Origin of the sequence: Sphaerisporangium sp. NPDC088356 (assembly GCF_040685555.1) — a bacterium.
Classification (GTDB): domain Bacteria; phylum Actinomycetota; class Actinomycetes; order Streptosporangiales; family Streptosporangiaceae; genus Sphaerisporangium.
Window position 1 is genome coordinate 60,375 of record NZ_JBFBIK010000001.1, and the last position, 15,096, is coordinate 75,470.

Here is a 15,096-nt window from a genome sequence, read left to right on the forward strand (position 1 = left end):
GATCGGATGAGCGGTGGGGGTCCAGATCGGCCCGGGTGTGATGGGGGTCTGGGGGGTATCAGCCGGCGCGGCCGACGATGGTGCCCGCGCGGTCGATGACCACGACGTCGACCTCTACGGCAGCGCCCCGCAGCACTCCGGCCGCCGCGACCCTGGCCCGCTCGGCCACCAGGTCACCGAGCGGCAGGCTCTCCCGCTGACAGAGCTGCAGCGCCTGCAACGCGGTGTTCGCGCGCAGCACCCGGTCGGCCAGTTCACCGCTGCCGCCCGCCTCCCGGACCAGCGTGGCGAGCGCCTCCGTGCTGACCTGCGAGCGGCCCGAGTGCAGGTCGAGATGGCCGTCGGCGAGCTTGGACAGCTTGCCGATGCCCCCCGCGACCGTCAGCCGCGGGACCGGATGCCTTCGCAGGTACTTCAGCACGGCCCCGGCGAAGTCGCCCATGTCCAGGAGCGCGTCGTCGGGAAGCCCGTACAGCTCGGCGGCGACCTTCTCGGACGTGCTGCCGGTGCACGCGGCGACGTGCGTGTGCCCGGCCGCGCGCGCGACGTCGATCCCGCGCCGGATGCTGTCGATCCAGGCCGAGCACGAGTAGGGGACCACCACACCTGTGGTGCCGAGAATGGACAGGCCGCCGAGGATGCCCAGGCGGGGATTCCACGTACGGCCGGCGAGCTCCTCGCCGTTGTCGACGGAGATCTCCACGACGACGTCGCCACTGCCTCCGTACCGGGCGGCGACCCGTTCGACGTGCTCGCGCATCATCTGCCTGGGCACCGGATTGATCGCCGGCTCCCCCACCTCCAGCGGCAACCCGGGCTTGGTCACCGTGCCCACCCCTGGCCCCGCACGGAACACGACACCGGTTCCGGGCGCTCCGTGCCGTACGGTCGAGAAGATCAGCGCACCGTGGGTGACGTCCGGATCGTCCCCCGCGTCCTTGACCACTCCGGCCCGCGCCATGGCAGAGGGGTCCCCCTCCATGGTCAGGGGTCGGCTGAGCTCCTCCGTGGCGAGTGCGAACGCCGGGCGCTGCCCGCGTGGCAGCAGGATCTCCACGGGGTCGGGGAACGCCCCGGTGAGCAACGCCGTATACGCGGCCGTGGTGGCCGCCGTGGCGCAAGCACCGGTGGTCCAACCATGTCGCAGGGCAGTGCTCATGCGTCAAGGATGTACTACGCCCGCCCCTTGGGACGCGGCCCCGCAGACGTCCTAGTATCCGGAAGGATGCCCTCGATGAGGGCGCACTTCTTGGTGTACGGCAGGAGTAGCCGGTGAAGGCAGGCGTCCTCGTTCTCGGGGGGACCGGGGAGGCGCGGGCGCTGGCCGCGGCGCTGGTACGCCGTGCTGAGGTACGGGTGATCTCCTCGCTGGCGGGCCGGGTGACCGATCCCCGCCTTCCCGAGGGCGAGGTGCGCGTCGGCGGGTTCGGCGGGCCAGAACGCCTGGCGGGCTGGCTGCGCGAGCAAGGCATCCAGGCCGTCGTCGACGCCACCCACCCGTTCGCCGAGCGGATCACCGCCTCGGCCGTACGAGCCACCGCGGCGGCGGAGGTCCCCCTGCTCGTACTGCGGCGCCCCGGCTGGCGGCAGGAGCCCGGAGACGACTGGCACTGGACGTCATCCCTGCCGGAAGCCGCCGCCTCCCTCCCAGGGCTCGGACGGCGGGTCTTCCTCACCACCGGGCGCCAGGGGCTGTCCGCCTTCTCCGGTCTTGACGACCTGTGGTTCCTGATCCGTACTGTCGACCCACCCGATCCGCCGCTTCCGCGCCATCGCCACCTTCTGCGCGACCGGGGTCCGTACACGCTGGACGGCGAGCGCGTGCTGATGCGTCATCATCGCGTCGACGTGCTGGTCACCAAGGACAGCGGCGGAACGATGACCATGGCCAAACTGGCGGCCGCGCGCGAGCTCGGCGTACCGGTCGTCGTGGTACGACGCCCACCGCTCCCCGAGGCGCCCACGGTCGAGACCCCGGAAGAGGCCCTCGCCTGGCTCCAAGCCCTCGCGACACGCTGAGCCGCAAGGCAGGCCACACCGGACCCTTGTCACCCCGCGAGATGGGGTGCGTCGGGGAGGTTCAGGCTGGGTAGCGGCGTGGGGTGAAGACGACGGTGTGGCCGTCGCGGTCCACCGCGCGGGTGGTCGAGGAGCCGATCACCAGCAGGCAGCGCATGTCGACGTCGGCCGGATCCAGCTTGGCGAGGGTGGTGACGCGCAGGCTCTCCTCCGGCCGGCCGACGTCCCGCCCGATGACCACGGGCGTGTCCGGGGCGCGGTGCTCCAGCAGGAGGTCCCGCGCCGTGGCCACCTGCCAGGTACGGCTCCGCGACGCCGGGTTGTAGATCGCCAGCACCAGGTCGGCACGGGCCGCGGCGGTGATGCGCCCGGCGATGACGTCCCACGGCTTGAGCTGGTCGGACAGGGAGATGACGCAGTAATCGTGGCCGAGCGGCGCACCGGCTCGCGCGGCGACCGCATGCGCGGCCGTCAGGCCCGGCACCACGCGCACCGGCACCCCGGCGAACCTCGGCTCGCACGCCACCTCCAGCACGGCGCTGGCCATCGCGAACACCCCGGGGTCGCCCGAGGAGACCACCGCGACACGTGAGCCGGCCTTCGCCAGCTCAAGCGCGTGCGCCGCCCGCTCGGCCTCGACGCGGTTGTCCGTCGGGTGCCGGCGCTGGCGCGGGTTGGGTGCCACCCGGTCGAGGTAGGGGCCGTAGCCGACGAGCTCATCGGCGGTCGCCAGGGCGTCCTGCGCCTGCGGGGTCAGCCAGGGACGGCCCGCCGGGCCGAGCCCCACCACCACGACCTCCCCACCACCGAACCGCGCCCCGGCCGTCCCGCCTGAGCCGGAGACGCCGGACGCCGGGAAGGGAGTGTCCAGACGGCCCGCGGGTGTGCGGGTGGGTGTGTCCAGGTGGCTGGGCATTCGGCTGGGGAGGATGGCCAGGGAGAAGTACGGCACCCCGGCCGGGTCGACCTCCGCGAGCGGCGCCATGCGCTGCCTGTCGGTGGTCGCCCGCTCGACGTACCAGGCCTCGTCCAGGCGGCCGGCCTGGTCCAGCGCGTGGCGTACGGAGGTGAAGGTGCGGCCGAGCTTGAGGATCGCCGCCGAGTCCGTGGTGGCCAGCCGTGCCGCGAGCGCCTCCGTGGGCAGGGTGCCCGGAAGGATGGTCAGGGTCTCCTCGCGCTCGACCAGCGGGCGGCCCAGTACGGCCGACGCGGCGCTGACCGACGTCACCCCGGGGACGACCTCGGTCGGGTAGCGGTGCGCCAGCCGTTTGTGGAGATGCATGTAGGAGCCGTAGAAGAGCGGGTCGCCCTCGCACAGCACGACGACGTCGCGTCCGGCGTCGAGATGCGCGGCCAGCCGTTCGGCGCAGGTCACGTAGAACGCGTCGATCGCGCCACGGTAGCCGCCCGGGTGGTCGGTGGTCTCGGTGGTGACGGGATAGACCAGCGCTTCCTCGATCTGGTCGCCGCGCAGGTACGGCTGGGCGACCGTGCGGGCGATGCTGCGTCCGTGCCGGGCACTGTGGTAGGCGATCACGTCCGCCTCGCGGACGAGGCGCGCGGCCTTCACCGTCACCAGCTCAGGATCCCCAGGTCCGAGCCCCACCCCCCACAACCGTCCAGAACGTCCCGCTCCCGAACTCTCCGTAAGCCCCGAATCGTCCGTACGTCCCGGTCCGGCCTCTGCGCGTGCCTCTTCGGCCCTCGACGGATCCGCGTCCTGGAGGCGGGCGGGCTCGTTCATGGTGTCGCTCACTCTTCCTCGCTCGCGATCGCGTTGACGGCGGCCGCGGCCAGCGCGCTGCCACCTCGGCGGCCGTGTACCACCAGGTAGTCGAGGCCGTCGCCATACGCGGCGAGGGCCTGCTTGGACTCGGCCGCTCCGATGAACCCGACCGGGACACCCAGCACGGCGGCCGGCCTTCCCGCGCCCTCCCGGACCAGTTCCAGCAGCCGGAACAGCGCCGTCGGGGCGTTGCCGACCGCCACCACGGCACCATCGAGCCGGTCGCGCCACAGCTCCAGCGCCGCTGCGCTCCGGGTGGTGCCGAGCCGCCGCGCCAGGTCTGGCACCCGGGCGTCTCCCAGCATGCACAGCACGTCGTTCCCCGCGGGAAGGCGGTCGCGCGTCACGCCGGACGCCACCATGTTCGCGTCGCACAGCACCGGCGCCCCGGACCGCAGGGCCGTACGCGCGGCGGAGACCACGCCGGGCGACCAGGCGAGGTCGGTGACCAGATCCACCATGCCGCAGGCGTGGATCATCCGGACGGCGACTCTCGCGATGTCGTCCGGCAGGCCCGCGAGATCGGCCTCCGCGCGGATGGTGGCGAAAGACCGGCGGTAGATCTCCGCCCCGTCTCGGATGTAGTCGATCACGATCTCCTTCTGATCTCTTCCTGCCGCACCAGTCGCGTTGGCGTGTGGTCGTGTACAGGTGGCTGCCACCGCACCAGCCCCGTTGGCGTGCGGTCTGGTACAGGTGCCTCCCACCGCGCTAGTCGCGTTCGCGTGCGGTGGAGTAGAGGTGGCTGTCGGGGAATTCGGAGGCCGTGAGCACCCCGCCCACGATGACCACGGCGGTGCGGACCACACCCGCGTCTCGCACCTGTTCGGCGATGCCGGCCAGGGTCCCCCGCAGGACTACCTCGTCCTCACGGCTCGCACGTGCCACCACGGCGACGGGGCAGTCCGCGCCGTAGTTGGGCGTCAGCTCCTCGACCAGCGCCTCGATCCGCTGGACGGCCAGGTGCAGCACCATCGTCGAACGGCTGAGGCCGAGCGTCCCCAGGTCCTCGCCGTCGGGCATGGCGGTGGCGCGTGCGGACGTACGGGTCAGCACCACCGTCTGACCCACTCCCGGCACCGTCAGCTCGCGGCCCAGGGAAGCAGCCGCCGCCGCGAACGCGGGAACGCCGGGCGTCACGTCGTACGGGACGCACGCGGCGTCCAGGCGGCGCATCTGCTCGGCCATGGCGCTGAAGATCGACGGGTCACCCGACTGCAGCCGCGCCACGTCGAGCCCGGCCGCGTGCGCGGCGAGCATCTCCTCCACTATCTCCTCCAGCGTCATCCGCGCCGTGTCCACCAGCCGGGCGCCCGAAGGCGCGTAGTCGAGCAGCTCCTTCGGCACCAGCGAACCGGCGTACAGGCAGACCGGCGAGGAGGCGATCAGGTCGCGTCCGCGCACGGTGATGAGATCGGCCGCTCCGGGCCCCGCCCCGATGAAATGCACCGCCACGTCATGCCTCCCTTGTCTCACGCCTGTTCTCATCGGCGGACCGCCGTCCACACCGTCACGGGCATCGAGGGACGCCACGCGGTGAACGCGCCTACCGGACCGGCGCGGTGGACCGCGATGCGCAGGAGGTCACCGCCGGTCTTGGCGTGCCAGGCGGCCACGACCGCCTCGGACTCCACGGTGACCGCGTTGACCACCAGCCGCCCGCCCGGGCGTAGCGCGTTCCAGCAGGTCTCGACGGTGCCCGGCGCGGTGCTCCCCCCGCCGACGAAGATCGCGTCAGGTGGTTCGAGGCCCACGAGAGCCACCGGGGCCGTACCGGTCACCACTCGCAGCCCGGGTACGCCGAGCGCCGACGCGTTGCGCCCGATGCGGGCGGCCCGCTCCGGACGGCTCTCAACGGCGACGGCCCGGCAGGCCGGATGAGCACGCATCCACTCGATCGCGACGCTTCCGGCTCCCGCGCCCACGTCCCAGAGCAGCTCACCGGGTACGGGCGCCAGCCTTGACAGCGTCACCGCGCGGACCTCGCGCTTCGTCAGCTGCCCGTCGTGCTCGAACGCGTCGTCCGGCAGGCCGGGGACGGAGGCCAGAGCCGCCGCCTCCGGATCGGCGCGGCACTCCAGGGCCACGACGTTCAGTGGGCCCACGACGGCATCCCATCGCCCGGCCGTCGCCCTCACCAGGCGCTCCCCCGGGCCGCCGAGCTGTTCCAGCACGGTCATCGCGGTCCCGCCGTAGCCCCTTGAGGTCGCGAGCGCCGCGATCAGGCCCGGCGTGGCCGCGTCCGCGCTGAGCGCGAGCACCCGGCGTCCCGGTTGCAGGACGCGGTTCAGCAGCTCCACCGGACGGCCGACCATGCTGACGACGGTCGTGTCCTCCACCGGCCAGCCCATCCGGGCGCACGCCAGCGAGACCGACGACGGATGCGGCAGCACGCGGACCCGGTCCGGGCCGAGAAGCCTGACGAGCGTCGTCCCGAGGCCGTGGAACATGGGGTCGCCGCTGGCCAGCACGCACACGGCCCTGCCTGCGCGTTCGGCGAGGATTCCGGGGAGGGCGGGGACCATCGGCGAGGGCCAGGCGACCCGTTCTGCGCCCGTGTCCGGCACCAGGGCGAGCTGCCGGGAACTGCCCATGAGCACCTCGGCGGCGCCGATCTCCCGCCGCACGGACGCGGACAGCCCGTCCCAGCCGTCGGCACCTATGCCGACGACGACCACCGGCCCGCTCATGTCCGACCATGCCGGGAAGACGCGCGCCCAGTGCTAGTGCCGGGCACGGGACACCAGTCTCGTGGCGAGTTCAGGGCTGCCCGCCCAGTGAAGGTGCAGGTAGGACGCGGCAAGCGACGGCCCGCCGTACCCGTCGGCACCGCCGCCGCGCCAGCGGTACAGCGGCGCGGCGTCGACCGGCGGAGTGACGCGGGTGCGGTGGAACTCGTGCCCGTGGTACCGCTCCCCCTCGCGGGTCAGCACGGAGTCGCGTACGGCCACGGCGCTCCGATAGCCGAGCGTGAGCTTGCCGGTCATCGCGGCGGTCGCGTCGACGACCCCGCACATCGGACGCCCGTCCAGCTCGCGGCAGAGGTAGAGCAGCCCCGCGCATTCGGCGACGATGGGACCGCCGAAGGCCGCCACCTGCCGGCGGAGGGGTTCGTTGGCGGACAGCTCCGCCGCGTACACCTCGGGGAAGCCTCCGGGCAGCACCAGGGCACCCGTCCCGGCGGGCAGGCTCTCCTCGCTCAACGGGTCGAAGGCGGCCACCGTGCCACCCGCCGCCTCGATCAGCTCCGCCTGCTCGGCGTAGCCGAAGGTGAACGCTTTCCCCCCGGCCACCGCCACCACGACGTCCGGGCCGGTGTGGTCTTCGGAGGGGGCGCCGACGGACTGCCGGGCGCACCAGGCGGGGCCGGGAAGCGCGGACGCGCCCCGAGCGAGCCGGACGAGAGCCTCCAGGTCGCAGGTGGCCGCCACCAGCTCTGCCATGCCTGCCACAGCGTCCACGGCCTGCGCGCTGCGCTCCGCGGGCGGGACGAGGCCGAGATGGCGGGACGGCGTCGCCACCACCTCGCTGCGCGGGATGGCGCCGAACACGGCGATCCCCATCTCGTCGAGGGCGTCGCGGCAGATTCGCTCGTGTCGCGGCGAGCCCACCCGGTTGAGGATCACGCCACCGACGCGCACGCGGGTGTCGTACGACATGAACCCGTGGACGAGCGCGGCGACCGACCTGCCCTGCCCCGAGACGTCGACGACCAGTACGACCGGAGCGTCCAGCAGGCGGGCGACATGAGCCGTTGAGGCGAGGTCACCAACGCGGGAGTCCATCACTCCGGCACCGGAGCCACCGTGCGACCCGCCCGCGCCGCCGTACGGGGAGGCGGCGCCGTCGAAGAGGCCCATCACTCCCTCGATGACGGCGATGTCGGTCCCGGCGGCTCCGTGGGCGAGCAGGGGGACGATCAGCTCCTCCCCGGCCAGCCAGGGGTCGAGGTTCCGTCCGGGACGGCCGGAGGCGAGCGCGTGGTAGCCCGGATCGATGTAGTCGGGTCCGACCTTGTGCGGGGACACGACGAAGCCCTTGGCGGTCAGCGCCGCCATGAGGCCGGTGGCCACCGTGGTCTTGCCCGAGCCCGAGGAGGGAGCGGCGATGACCAGGCGCGGGATCTCACTCACCGGCCGCTCGCCCCGCCCGCCGCCGTGCGAGCACGTACGCGGCCCGCGGGGAGAAACCCAAGGGGGTCTGACCCTCGCCGGACGGGCGACCGCGATCCCTCGGCGATCACCATTCGATGCCCCTGCGGCCCATGCCGGACGGGCGATCGCGGGTGCGCGGGGATCACCATTCGATGCCCTTCTGGCCTTTCTGGCCTGCGTCCATGGGGTGCCTGACCTTGGTCATTTCGGTGACAAGGTCCGCGATCTCCAGCAGCCGCGGGTGGGCGTCCCTGCCGGTGATCACGACATGCTGCGTGCCCGGACGCTCGGCAAGGGTGGCCGCCACGTCCTTGGCGTCGATCCATCCCCACTTGAGGGGATAGGTGAACTCGTCCAGCACGTACAGCCGGTAGGTCTCCGCCGCCAGGTCGCGCTTGATCTGCTCCCACCCCTCGCGGGCGTCGGCCGCGTGGTCGTCCTCGGTTCCCGGCTTCTTGATCCAGGACCAGCCCTCGCCCATCTTGTGCCAGGTCACCGTGCCGCCCGCGCCGGACTCCCCGAGCACCGTGAGGGCCCGTTCCTCGCCCACGCGCCACTTGGCCGACTTGACGAACTGGAACACGCCGACCGGCCAGCCCTGGTTCCACGCCCGGAGTGCCAGCCCGAACGCCGCGGTGGACTTGCCCTTGCCCGGCCCGGTGTGGACGAGCACCAGAGGCCGGGTACGCCGCTGCCGGGTGGTCAGGCCGTCGTCCGGCACCTCCGCCGGCTTTCCCGCAGGCACGTCTAGGCCGCCTTTCTGCGTTCGCGGACCAGGTCGCGGAGGCCGCCGGCGGCCAGGCGCTCCAGCCGTACGGCCTCGCCGCCGAGCCGGGCCGCCAGGCGTACGGCGAGGCCGAGCCGCACCGGGCCGCTCTCGCAGTCGACCACCACGGCGGCGACGTCCTTGAGCAGCGCGGCGGCCCGCAGGACGTCGGTGTCGGTGCCGGAGGTGGCGCGCCCGTCGGTGACCACGACCAGCAACGCCCTGCGGGAGGGGTCGCGGAGCCGTTCCACGCGCACCACCTCGGCCGCCCGCCGCAGCCCCTCGGCGAGGGGGGTGCGCCCGCCCGTGGGCAGAGCGCGCAGACGTGCCGCCCCGGCCTCCACCGACGAGGTCGGCGGCAGCACCAGTTCCGCGCCGGCGCCCCGGAACGTGACCAGGCCGACCTTGTCCCGGCGCTGGTAGGCGTCCAGGAGCAGGCTCAGCACAGCGCCCTTCACCGCGCCCATGCGCTGCCGCGCGGCCATCGAGCCGCTCGCGTCGACGACGAAAAGGACGAGGTTGCCCTCGCGCCCCTCGCGTACGGCCTCGCGCAGGTCACCGGCCCGTACGACCAGGCCGGGCCCGGTCCTGCCGCGTTCCCGCTGGTACGGGGCCGCCGCGCGGAGGGTGGCCGTCAGGTGCGGCGAGGTGAGCCGTCCGAGGGGCACCCGCGAACCAGAGATCCGGCCGTACGACGTGCGGGCTCGCGACCGCCGTCCCGGACTTCCCGTGCCGAGCCCGGGGACGGCCAGCGGGCGCACCCGGTAGGGCTCGTCCGTCCGGGGCGCTTCGGACGCGTCGCCACGCCGGCCGGGGTCCCGCATCGCTCTGGGCCCCTGAGCGGGATCCCCGGCACCCCCACTCGAATCGGAATCGGCGCCCGGGCCCGAGTCGGGTCCGGAACTGGAATCCGGGCCCGCCTCCGGGCCGGGACCGCCGTCGGTATCGGGGCGGGGATCGGGATCGGGATCGGTATCGGGACCGCCGTCGGTATCGGGATCGGGGTCCGGATCCGGGTCCGGGTCCGGGTCCGGGCCGCCGAGGAGCTCGTCCAGCTCGGACTCGTCCAGGCCGGGGGCGTCGAAGGGGTCGCGCCTGCGACGGTGCGGCAGGGCGAGCCGTACAGCCTCGCGGATGTCCTCGGCGGTGACCTCCGTACCGCCGCGCCACGCGGCGTGCGCCACGGCGGCGTGCGCGGTGATGAGGTCGGCCCGCATCCCGTCCACCCCGAACGCGGCGCAGACCGTGGCGATCTTCCGCAGCGCGGCGTCGGGCAGGTCCACCTCGCGCAGCCGGCCGCGCGCCTCGGCGATGCGTGCGGCGAGGTTCTTCTCCTCGCCCGCCCAGCGGCCGGCGAACCCCTCGGGGTCGTCCTCGAAGGACAGCCTCCGGCGTACCACCTCGGCACGCTCCTCGGGGTCGCGCGAGGCCGTGACCTCCACGGTGAGGCCGAAGCGGTCGAGCAGCTGGGGCCGCAGCTCGCCCTCCTCGGGGTTCATCGTGCCGACCAGGATGAACCGCGCCGCGTGCCGTACGGACACGGCGTCGCGCTCGACGTAGCACATGCCGAGCGCGGCGGCGTCGAGGAGCAGGTCCACGAGGTGGTCGTGCAGCAGGTTGACCTCGTCCACGTACAGGACGCCCCGGTGGGCGGCGGCGAGCAGGCCGGGGTCGAAGGCCTTCACGCCCTCGGTCAGCGCGCGTTCCAAATCCAGCGAGCCGATGAGCCGGTCCTCGGAGGCACCGACGGGCAGCTCGGCCAGCCGCGCGGGCCGTACGGACGAGGTGGGGTCCGCGCCGTGCGGACCGTCCGGGCATCCGGGGTCGGGACCGGCCGGATCACAGGAGAAGCGGCAGCCGGGGACGACGGCGACCGGCGGCAGCAGCGCCGCCAGCGCCCGGACGACGGTCGACTTCGCCGTGCCCTTCTCCCCGCGGATGAGCACGCCACCGGTGCGCGGGGAGACCGCGTTGAGTATCAGCGCCAGCTTGAGGTTGTCGAGCCCCACAACGGCGGTGAACGGGTAGTTGCGTGCGGCCTTGACCGGCCGGTGAAGCATGTCGCGATGTCCTTTCGCTGCGGCTCATGACCGCAGGTGACCTGCTCAGACGGCGGATGAGGACACCGGTGCGCGGTAGGGGGGGAGCGCCCGCCCCGCCAGCGTGCCGAACGCGAGCCCGATGCCGCTCCACACGATGGCCTGCGTGCCCAGTGAGGCGAGCCTGAACTTCCACAGCAGGGCGGCGGGGAAGCCGGGCGGCACCTCGTCGACCGTGGGCATGAGCAGGCACACCACGACCACCGCGGCGAGGAACCCGGCGACCGCGAGCAACGTTGCGTTCCAGTTCCCGTGACGGGGGGCCAGCCCGCGGCCCACGTACACCGCCGCGACCGCGAGGAGGACGGAGATCAGGACGAGAGCGAAGTAGACGACCGTCCTGTGGCTGATGGTGCCGGGGTCGCCCACCGCCGGCGGGTTGGCGGGGTACTTCAGGAACGGCACCAGCTCGACCGTGACGAACGCGCCCAGGGCGAGCAAGGCCGAGGTGCCCCGGGCGCCGAAGGTGCCGAGCCGCCCGTAGGCGAAGGCGAACACGAGCGCGAAGACGCCGCCGACCGCGACGCCGTAGACGCCGACCGCCGTGGCGAGGCCCACGGTCGACTGCACGCCGCGGCTGACCGGTTCGGGCTCGGACGCGACGGCCTCCGCGGCGTGTGCCGCGTGCCCGGCGTGTCCTTCGAGCGCGATGGCCGCTCCCACCTGGGGCTCGCCGAAGATCCAGGCGAACACCAGGGCGAGGGCGGCAGCGACGAGGCCCGCGAGCATGCCGCGGACCAGCAGGTTTCTCACCATGCTGTGACAGACCCCGTCAGTGGCAGGGGAAGCCGAGCAGGTGACGTCCGTCGTGCACGAACTCGTGCACGAGGTTCCCGGAGATCAGCGAGGTCGCGCCCTGCTCCGCACCCACGAAGTAGATGAGGATGAGGGCCAGAACACCGGCGAAGACCGCCCAGGGCAGCAGCTCGCGAACGGGGATGCTGATGGGGGCGGGCTGGGAGTGGGGAACGGCGGCTTGGGCCATGGGGTGTTGCCTCCTCGGGATCACGCGTCCCATGCGGGGTGGCGGTGACGACGGAGGGTCTGACTCCCGGGCCCGAAGGACCGGTCACAGTGGCGCGGCCGTACCAGAGTCTCGCTGGATTCCCCACACCGTCAACAATGTCGCTTGGACGTTACGGTGTGAATGACTAGTCCGTCAATGGGGGTGAAGGGCGACAATTACCCCTCTCGCGCCATAGAGGGGAGACACGTGACGGTCAGAATTGTCATGGTTTGTCATGGTTCGACCGAGGCGCTACGCCGGGCCGCCTTTCCCCTCGACGAGGGTCTGGACGAGCACGGGACAAAGCAGGTCGCCGACGCCGCGCACCTCTTCGCACCGGCGGGCGCGGAGAGCTCGTCCGCTCTGTGCGGGCCGTCGCTGCGCTGCCGCCAGACCGCGGCCGGCCTCGGGGTCACCGCCGAGACCGACGAGGGCCTGCGCGACTGCGACACCGGCCACTGGGCGGGCCGCACCCTCGCCGACCTGCGGGTGGAGGACCCCGAGGGCATGACGGCCTGGCTCACCGACCCCGCCGCCGCTCCCCATGGCGGGGAGTCGGTCCTCACCCTCGTCGGCCGCGTCGCCGCCTGGCTGGAGTCACGCCACGAAGCGGGCGGGAGGGTGGTGGCGATCACCCATCCGGCCGTGATCAGGGCCGCCGTCGTCCACGTGCTCGGCACGCCACCGGAGGCGTTCTGGAAGATCGACGCGGAGCCCCTGTCGCACGTGAGGCTCACGGCCCACGGCGGGCGCTGGCGGCTCCGCCTCTCGCAGGCCTCCTGAACGGCTTCTCACACGTCGAAGTCGACGGTGACGTGCCCGGAGACCGGCACCGACTGGCAGGTCAGCACGTATCCGGCGCTCACCTCGGCGGGTTCCAGTGCGAAGTTGCGCCGCATCCTGACCTCACCGTCCACCACGCGCGCGCGGCAGGTGCCGCACACCCCGCCCTTGCAGGCGAAGGGCAGGTCGGGCCGTACGCGCTGCGCGCCCTCAAGGACGGTGGCGCCGCTAGGGAGCACGGTGGAGGTGACCCGGCCGTCGAGGATCACCGTCACCTCGGCGGTGGCGCCCTCACCCGGGCCCTCCACGCGCCGAACCGGCTCGGGCGGTGGTTCGTCCACGTAGAACAGCTCGTTGTGGACGCGCTCCGCCGGCACCCCCAGCTCGGCGAGCACCTCGCGCGCGTCCAGCACCATCCCGTACGGCCCGCACAGCCACCAGTGGCCGACATCCGGTACGGAGGTCAGGGCGGGGAGCATCACGCGCAGCTTGGCGGCGTCGAGCCGGCCGGTGAACAGCTCCGGTTCCCGCGGCTCCCTGGAGAGCACGTGGACCAGCTCCACGCGGGCGGGCGCGGTGTCCTTCAGGTCGGCCAGTTCCTCGGCGAACATGACGGTGCGGGTGCTCCGGTTGCCGTAGAACAGCGTCACCGTGCTTCCCGGGGTCGCCGCGAGCACCGAGGAGGCGATCGACAGCACCGGGGTGATGCCCGAGCCCGCCGCGACGAACACGTGGTGGGCGGGCGTGCCGAGGTCGGCGGTGAAGGTCCCGGTGGGCGGCAGCACCGCGACGTGGTCACCGGGCCTCAGGTGGTGCACCAGCCACGTCGAGAACAGCCCTCCCGGGATCTCCCGGACGCCGATGCGCAGGGGTCCGCCCGCCGGAGCGCAGATCGAATAGGAGCGCCGCTCGTCACGGCCGTCCACGATCGCCCGGAGCGTGAGCGACTGGCCGGGCAGGAAGGCGAAGTCCTCCGCCAGCTCGTCCGGCACCTCGAAGGTGATCACGGTGGCGTCCTCGCACAGCCGGTCCACCCCGGCCACGCGCAAGGTGGCGAAGCGCGCGCGCCGCCGTACCCCTACCCCGGCCACGGTCATGTCACAGCTCCTTGACGTGCTCGAACGGCTCGCGGCAGGCGCGGCAGCGCCACAGGGCCTTGCACGCGGTGGCACCGAACCGGGACATCTCCTCGGTGTCGTCCGACCCGCAGCGCGGGCAGCTCAGCCGCTTCCGGCTCGGGCCGAGCGTCACGGGCACCGGCCCGCGCGCCCGTACCGGGGCCGGGCCCGGCGGGGCGATCCCCGCCTCGGCCAGCTTCCGCCGGCCCTTCTCGCTGATCCAGTCGGTGGTCCACGCCGGCGACAGGACGGTACGAACCCGCACGTCGGCGTATCCGGCAGAGCGGAGGGCCATGGACAGATCAGCGCGGATGGCCGCCATCGCCGGGCACCCGCTGTACGTCGGGGTGATGGTGACGATCACGCCTCCGCCCGGGACCTCCGCGACGTCACGCAGGATGCCGAGGTCGGCCAGGGTCATCATGGGCAGCTCGGGATCCGCCACGCCCTCCGCGACCTCGCGCGCGGTCACCATGTCGCCTCCGGATGGGCGCGGGCGACGCTCTGCATCTCGGCCAGGATCTCGGCCATCGCATTGGTGTGAACACCGGAGCGACCACCCGCCGCCGTCACGGCGTCCACAGGACGGGTGAGGGTCGCGGCCGACAGCACCTGGTCGAGGACGGCGTCGAACTCCTCCCGGAGATCGGAAGGGTCGACCCCCGCGCCCGCCGCCGCCAGGCGCGACTCCACCTCGTGCGGGATGAACAGCTCCCCCACGAACGGCCACACCGACTCCAGGCCCTCCACCACGCGCTTCCGCGAGTACGGCGTCCCGTCGCCGAGCCGTACGACCCAGCCGGCGGCGTAGTCACGGTGGTAGGCGACCTCCTTCAGGCCCTTGACCGCCACCGCGGCCAGCACCGGGTCACGCGAGCCGGCCAGCCTGCCGAGCAGCGCCAGCCGCCACGTCGCGAAGATCAGCAGGCGGGCCACGGCCTGGCCGAAGTCACCGTTCTCGACCTCGGCCAGCCGCACGTTGCGGAACTCGCCCTCGTCGCGGAGGAACGCCAGGGTGTCCTCGTCGCGGCCCGATCCGTCCGCCGCCCCCGCGCGCGACAGCAGCAGCCGAGCATGTCCGAGCAGGTCGAGCGCGATGTTGGCCAGCGCGACCTCCTCCTCCAGCTCCGGCGCGCGCGTGCACCACTCCTGCAGGCGGTGGGACATGATCAGCGCGTCGTCGCCGAGCATCAGGCAGTAGGCCGCCAGGTCGGCGCCGTCCACGCCCTCGGGCACCCGCGTGTCGACCCCGTCCAGCGGGTCGGCGAATCCGGTGCCGTACGCCCAGCGGGGGTCGTCGGCCTCGTTGAGCGCCTCGTAGGCGTTCCCCGTGTCCGGGTCGTGAAGGTCGTCCGAGGAAGGCAT

At 73.0% G+C, this 15,096-nt stretch carries 15 protein-coding genes and 1 riboswitch; of the genes, 2 read left to right on the forward strand and 13 right to left on the reverse strand.

Going from position 1 to position 15,096, the window contains the following annotated elements:
* Positions 1-58 precede the first annotated feature (58 nt).
* Positions 59-1,159: a cobalt-precorrin-5B (C(1))-methyltransferase gene (locus tag AB0O34_RS00295; protein ID WP_363910929.1), complete on the reverse strand. Its 1,101-nt coding sequence runs from the start codon at positions 1,157-1,159 to the stop codon at positions 59-61.
* 113 nt (positions 1,160-1,272) lie between these two features.
* Between AB0O34_RS00295 and AB0O34_RS00300 the strand changes: the two genes are divergently transcribed.
* A complete protein-coding gene (locus AB0O34_RS00300; protein ID WP_363910931.1) occupies positions 1,273-2,019 on the forward strand; it encodes a cobalt-precorrin-6A reductase in 747 nt (248 codons plus the stop codon).
* A gap of 61 nt (positions 2,020-2,080) precedes the next feature.
* Here the strand turns inward: AB0O34_RS00300 and AB0O34_RS00305 are convergent, their stop codons facing one another.
* The 9 genes from AB0O34_RS00305 to AB0O34_RS00345 all read right to left on the reverse strand — a co-directional run bounded on the left by AB0O34_RS00305 (position 2,081) and on the right by AB0O34_RS00345 (position 11,809).
* Positions 2,081-3,634, reverse strand: a complete 1,554-nt coding sequence (locus AB0O34_RS00305; RefSeq protein ID WP_363911240.1) for a precorrin-2 C(20)-methyltransferase — start codon at positions 3,632-3,634, stop codon at positions 2,081-2,083.
* A 137-nt stretch (positions 3,635-3,771) separates the two neighbouring features.
* The gene (locus AB0O34_RS00310; protein ID WP_363910933.1) at positions 3,772-4,398 is read right to left on the reverse strand and encodes a precorrin-8X methylmutase; all 627 of its coding nucleotides are present in this window, start codon (positions 4,396-4,398) and stop codon (positions 3,772-3,774) included.
* Between the two features lie 118 nt (positions 4,399-4,516).
* Positions 4,517-5,260 carry a precorrin-4 C(11)-methyltransferase gene (cobM, locus tag AB0O34_RS00315; protein ID WP_363910935.1) on the reverse strand — a complete coding sequence of 248 codons (744 nt, stop codon included), beginning with the start codon at positions 5,258-5,260 and terminating at the stop codon, positions 4,517-4,519.
* A gap of 29 nt (positions 5,261-5,289) precedes the next feature.
* The gene (cbiE, locus tag AB0O34_RS00320; RefSeq protein WP_363910937.1) at positions 5,290-6,495 is read right to left on the reverse strand and encodes a precorrin-6y C5,15-methyltransferase (decarboxylating) subunit CbiE; all 1,206 of its coding nucleotides are present in this window, start codon (positions 6,493-6,495) and stop codon (positions 5,290-5,292) included.
* Between the two features lie 33 nt (positions 6,496-6,528).
* On the reverse strand, positions 6,529-7,938 hold the full coding sequence (locus AB0O34_RS00325; RefSeq protein ID WP_363910939.1) for a cobyrinate a,c-diamide synthase: 1,410 nt from the start codon (positions 7,936-7,938) through the stop codon (positions 6,529-6,531).
* Positions 7,939-8,101: 163 nt separating this feature from the next.
* Complete coding sequence (gene cobO / locus AB0O34_RS00330) at positions 8,102-8,704, reverse strand: cob(I)yrinic acid a,c-diamide adenosyltransferase (RefSeq protein ID WP_363910941.1); 603 nt, start codon at positions 8,702-8,704, stop codon at positions 8,102-8,104.
* Positions 8,705-8,706: 2 nt separating this feature from the next.
* Positions 8,707-10,785, reverse strand: coding sequence for a putative cobaltochelatase (locus tag AB0O34_RS00335; RefSeq protein ID WP_363910943.1), 2,079 nt, complete (start codon positions 10,783-10,785; stop codon positions 8,707-8,709).
* 45 nt (positions 10,786-10,830) lie between these two features.
* Positions 10,831-11,580 carry a CbtA family protein gene (locus AB0O34_RS00340; RefSeq protein WP_363910945.1) on the reverse strand — a complete coding sequence of 250 codons (750 nt, stop codon included), beginning with the start codon at positions 11,578-11,580 and terminating at the stop codon, positions 10,831-10,833.
* Positions 11,581-11,596: 16 nt separating this feature from the next.
* On the reverse strand, positions 11,597-11,809 hold the full coding sequence (locus AB0O34_RS00345) for a CbtB domain-containing protein (protein WP_363910947.1): 213 nt from the start codon (positions 11,807-11,809) through the stop codon (positions 11,597-11,599).
* A gap of 34 nt (positions 11,810-11,843) precedes the next feature.
* Positions 11,844-11,957, reverse strand: a riboswitch (cobalamin riboswitch).
* Between the two features lie 80 nt (positions 11,958-12,037).
* On the opposite strand from AB0O34_RS00345, the gene AB0O34_RS00350 reads away from it, so the two are divergent.
* A complete protein-coding gene (locus AB0O34_RS00350; protein ID WP_363910949.1) occupies positions 12,038-12,613 on the forward strand; it encodes a histidine phosphatase family protein in 576 nt (191 codons plus the stop codon).
* 8 nt (positions 12,614-12,621) lie between these two features.
* Here AB0O34_RS00350 and paaE read toward each other — a convergent pair whose 3' ends face one another.
* The 3 genes from paaE to paaC are packed head-to-tail and all read right to left on the reverse strand — an operon-like array spanning position 12,622 to position 15,096.
* Positions 12,622-13,710, reverse strand: a complete 1,089-nt coding sequence (gene paaE / locus AB0O34_RS00355; RefSeq protein WP_363910951.1) for a 1,2-phenylacetyl-CoA epoxidase subunit PaaE — start codon at positions 13,708-13,710, stop codon at positions 12,622-12,624.
* Position 13,711: 1 nt separating this feature from the next.
* Entirely contained in the window at positions 13,712-14,206 is a 495-nt protein-coding gene (gene paaD, locus AB0O34_RS00360; protein WP_363910953.1) for a 1,2-phenylacetyl-CoA epoxidase subunit PaaD, read from the reverse strand.
* The gene (paaC, locus tag AB0O34_RS00365) at positions 14,200-15,096 is read right to left on the reverse strand and encodes a 1,2-phenylacetyl-CoA epoxidase subunit PaaC (RefSeq protein ID WP_363910955.1); all 897 of its coding nucleotides are present in this window, start codon (positions 15,094-15,096) and stop codon (positions 14,200-14,202) included. Before paaC ends, paaD begins: the two co-directional genes overlap by 7 nt.

Coding starts and splice junctions, on each gene's coding strand:
- paaE (WP_363910951.1), bottom strand. CDS start 13,710: ATGACCGTGGCCGGGGTAGGGGTACGGCGGCGCGCGCGCTTCGCCACC.
- AB0O34_RS00335 (WP_363910943.1), bottom strand. CDS start 10,785: ATGCTTCACCGGCCGGTCAAGGCCGCACGCAACTACCCGTTCACCGCC.
- cbiE (WP_363910937.1), bottom strand. CDS start 6,495: ATGAGCGGGCCGGTGGTCGTCGTCGGCATAGGTGCCGACGGCTGGGAC.
- AB0O34_RS00345 (WP_363910947.1), bottom strand. CDS start 11,809: ATGGCCCAAGCCGCCGTTCCCCACTCCCAGCCCGCCCCCATCAGCATC.
- paaC (WP_363910955.1), bottom strand. CDS start 15,096: ATGCCTTCCTCGGACGACCTTCACGACCCGGACACGGGGAACGCCTAC.
- paaD (WP_363910953.1), bottom strand. CDS start 14,206: ATGGTGACCGCGCGCGAGGTCGCGGAGGGCGTGGCGGATCCCGAGCTG.
- AB0O34_RS00340 (WP_363910945.1), bottom strand. CDS start 11,580: ATGGTGAGAAACCTGCTGGTCCGCGGCATGCTCGCGGGCCTCGTCGCT.
- AB0O34_RS00295 (WP_363910929.1), bottom strand. CDS start 1,159: ATGAGCACTGCCCTGCGACATGGTTGGACCACCGGTGCTTGCGCCACG.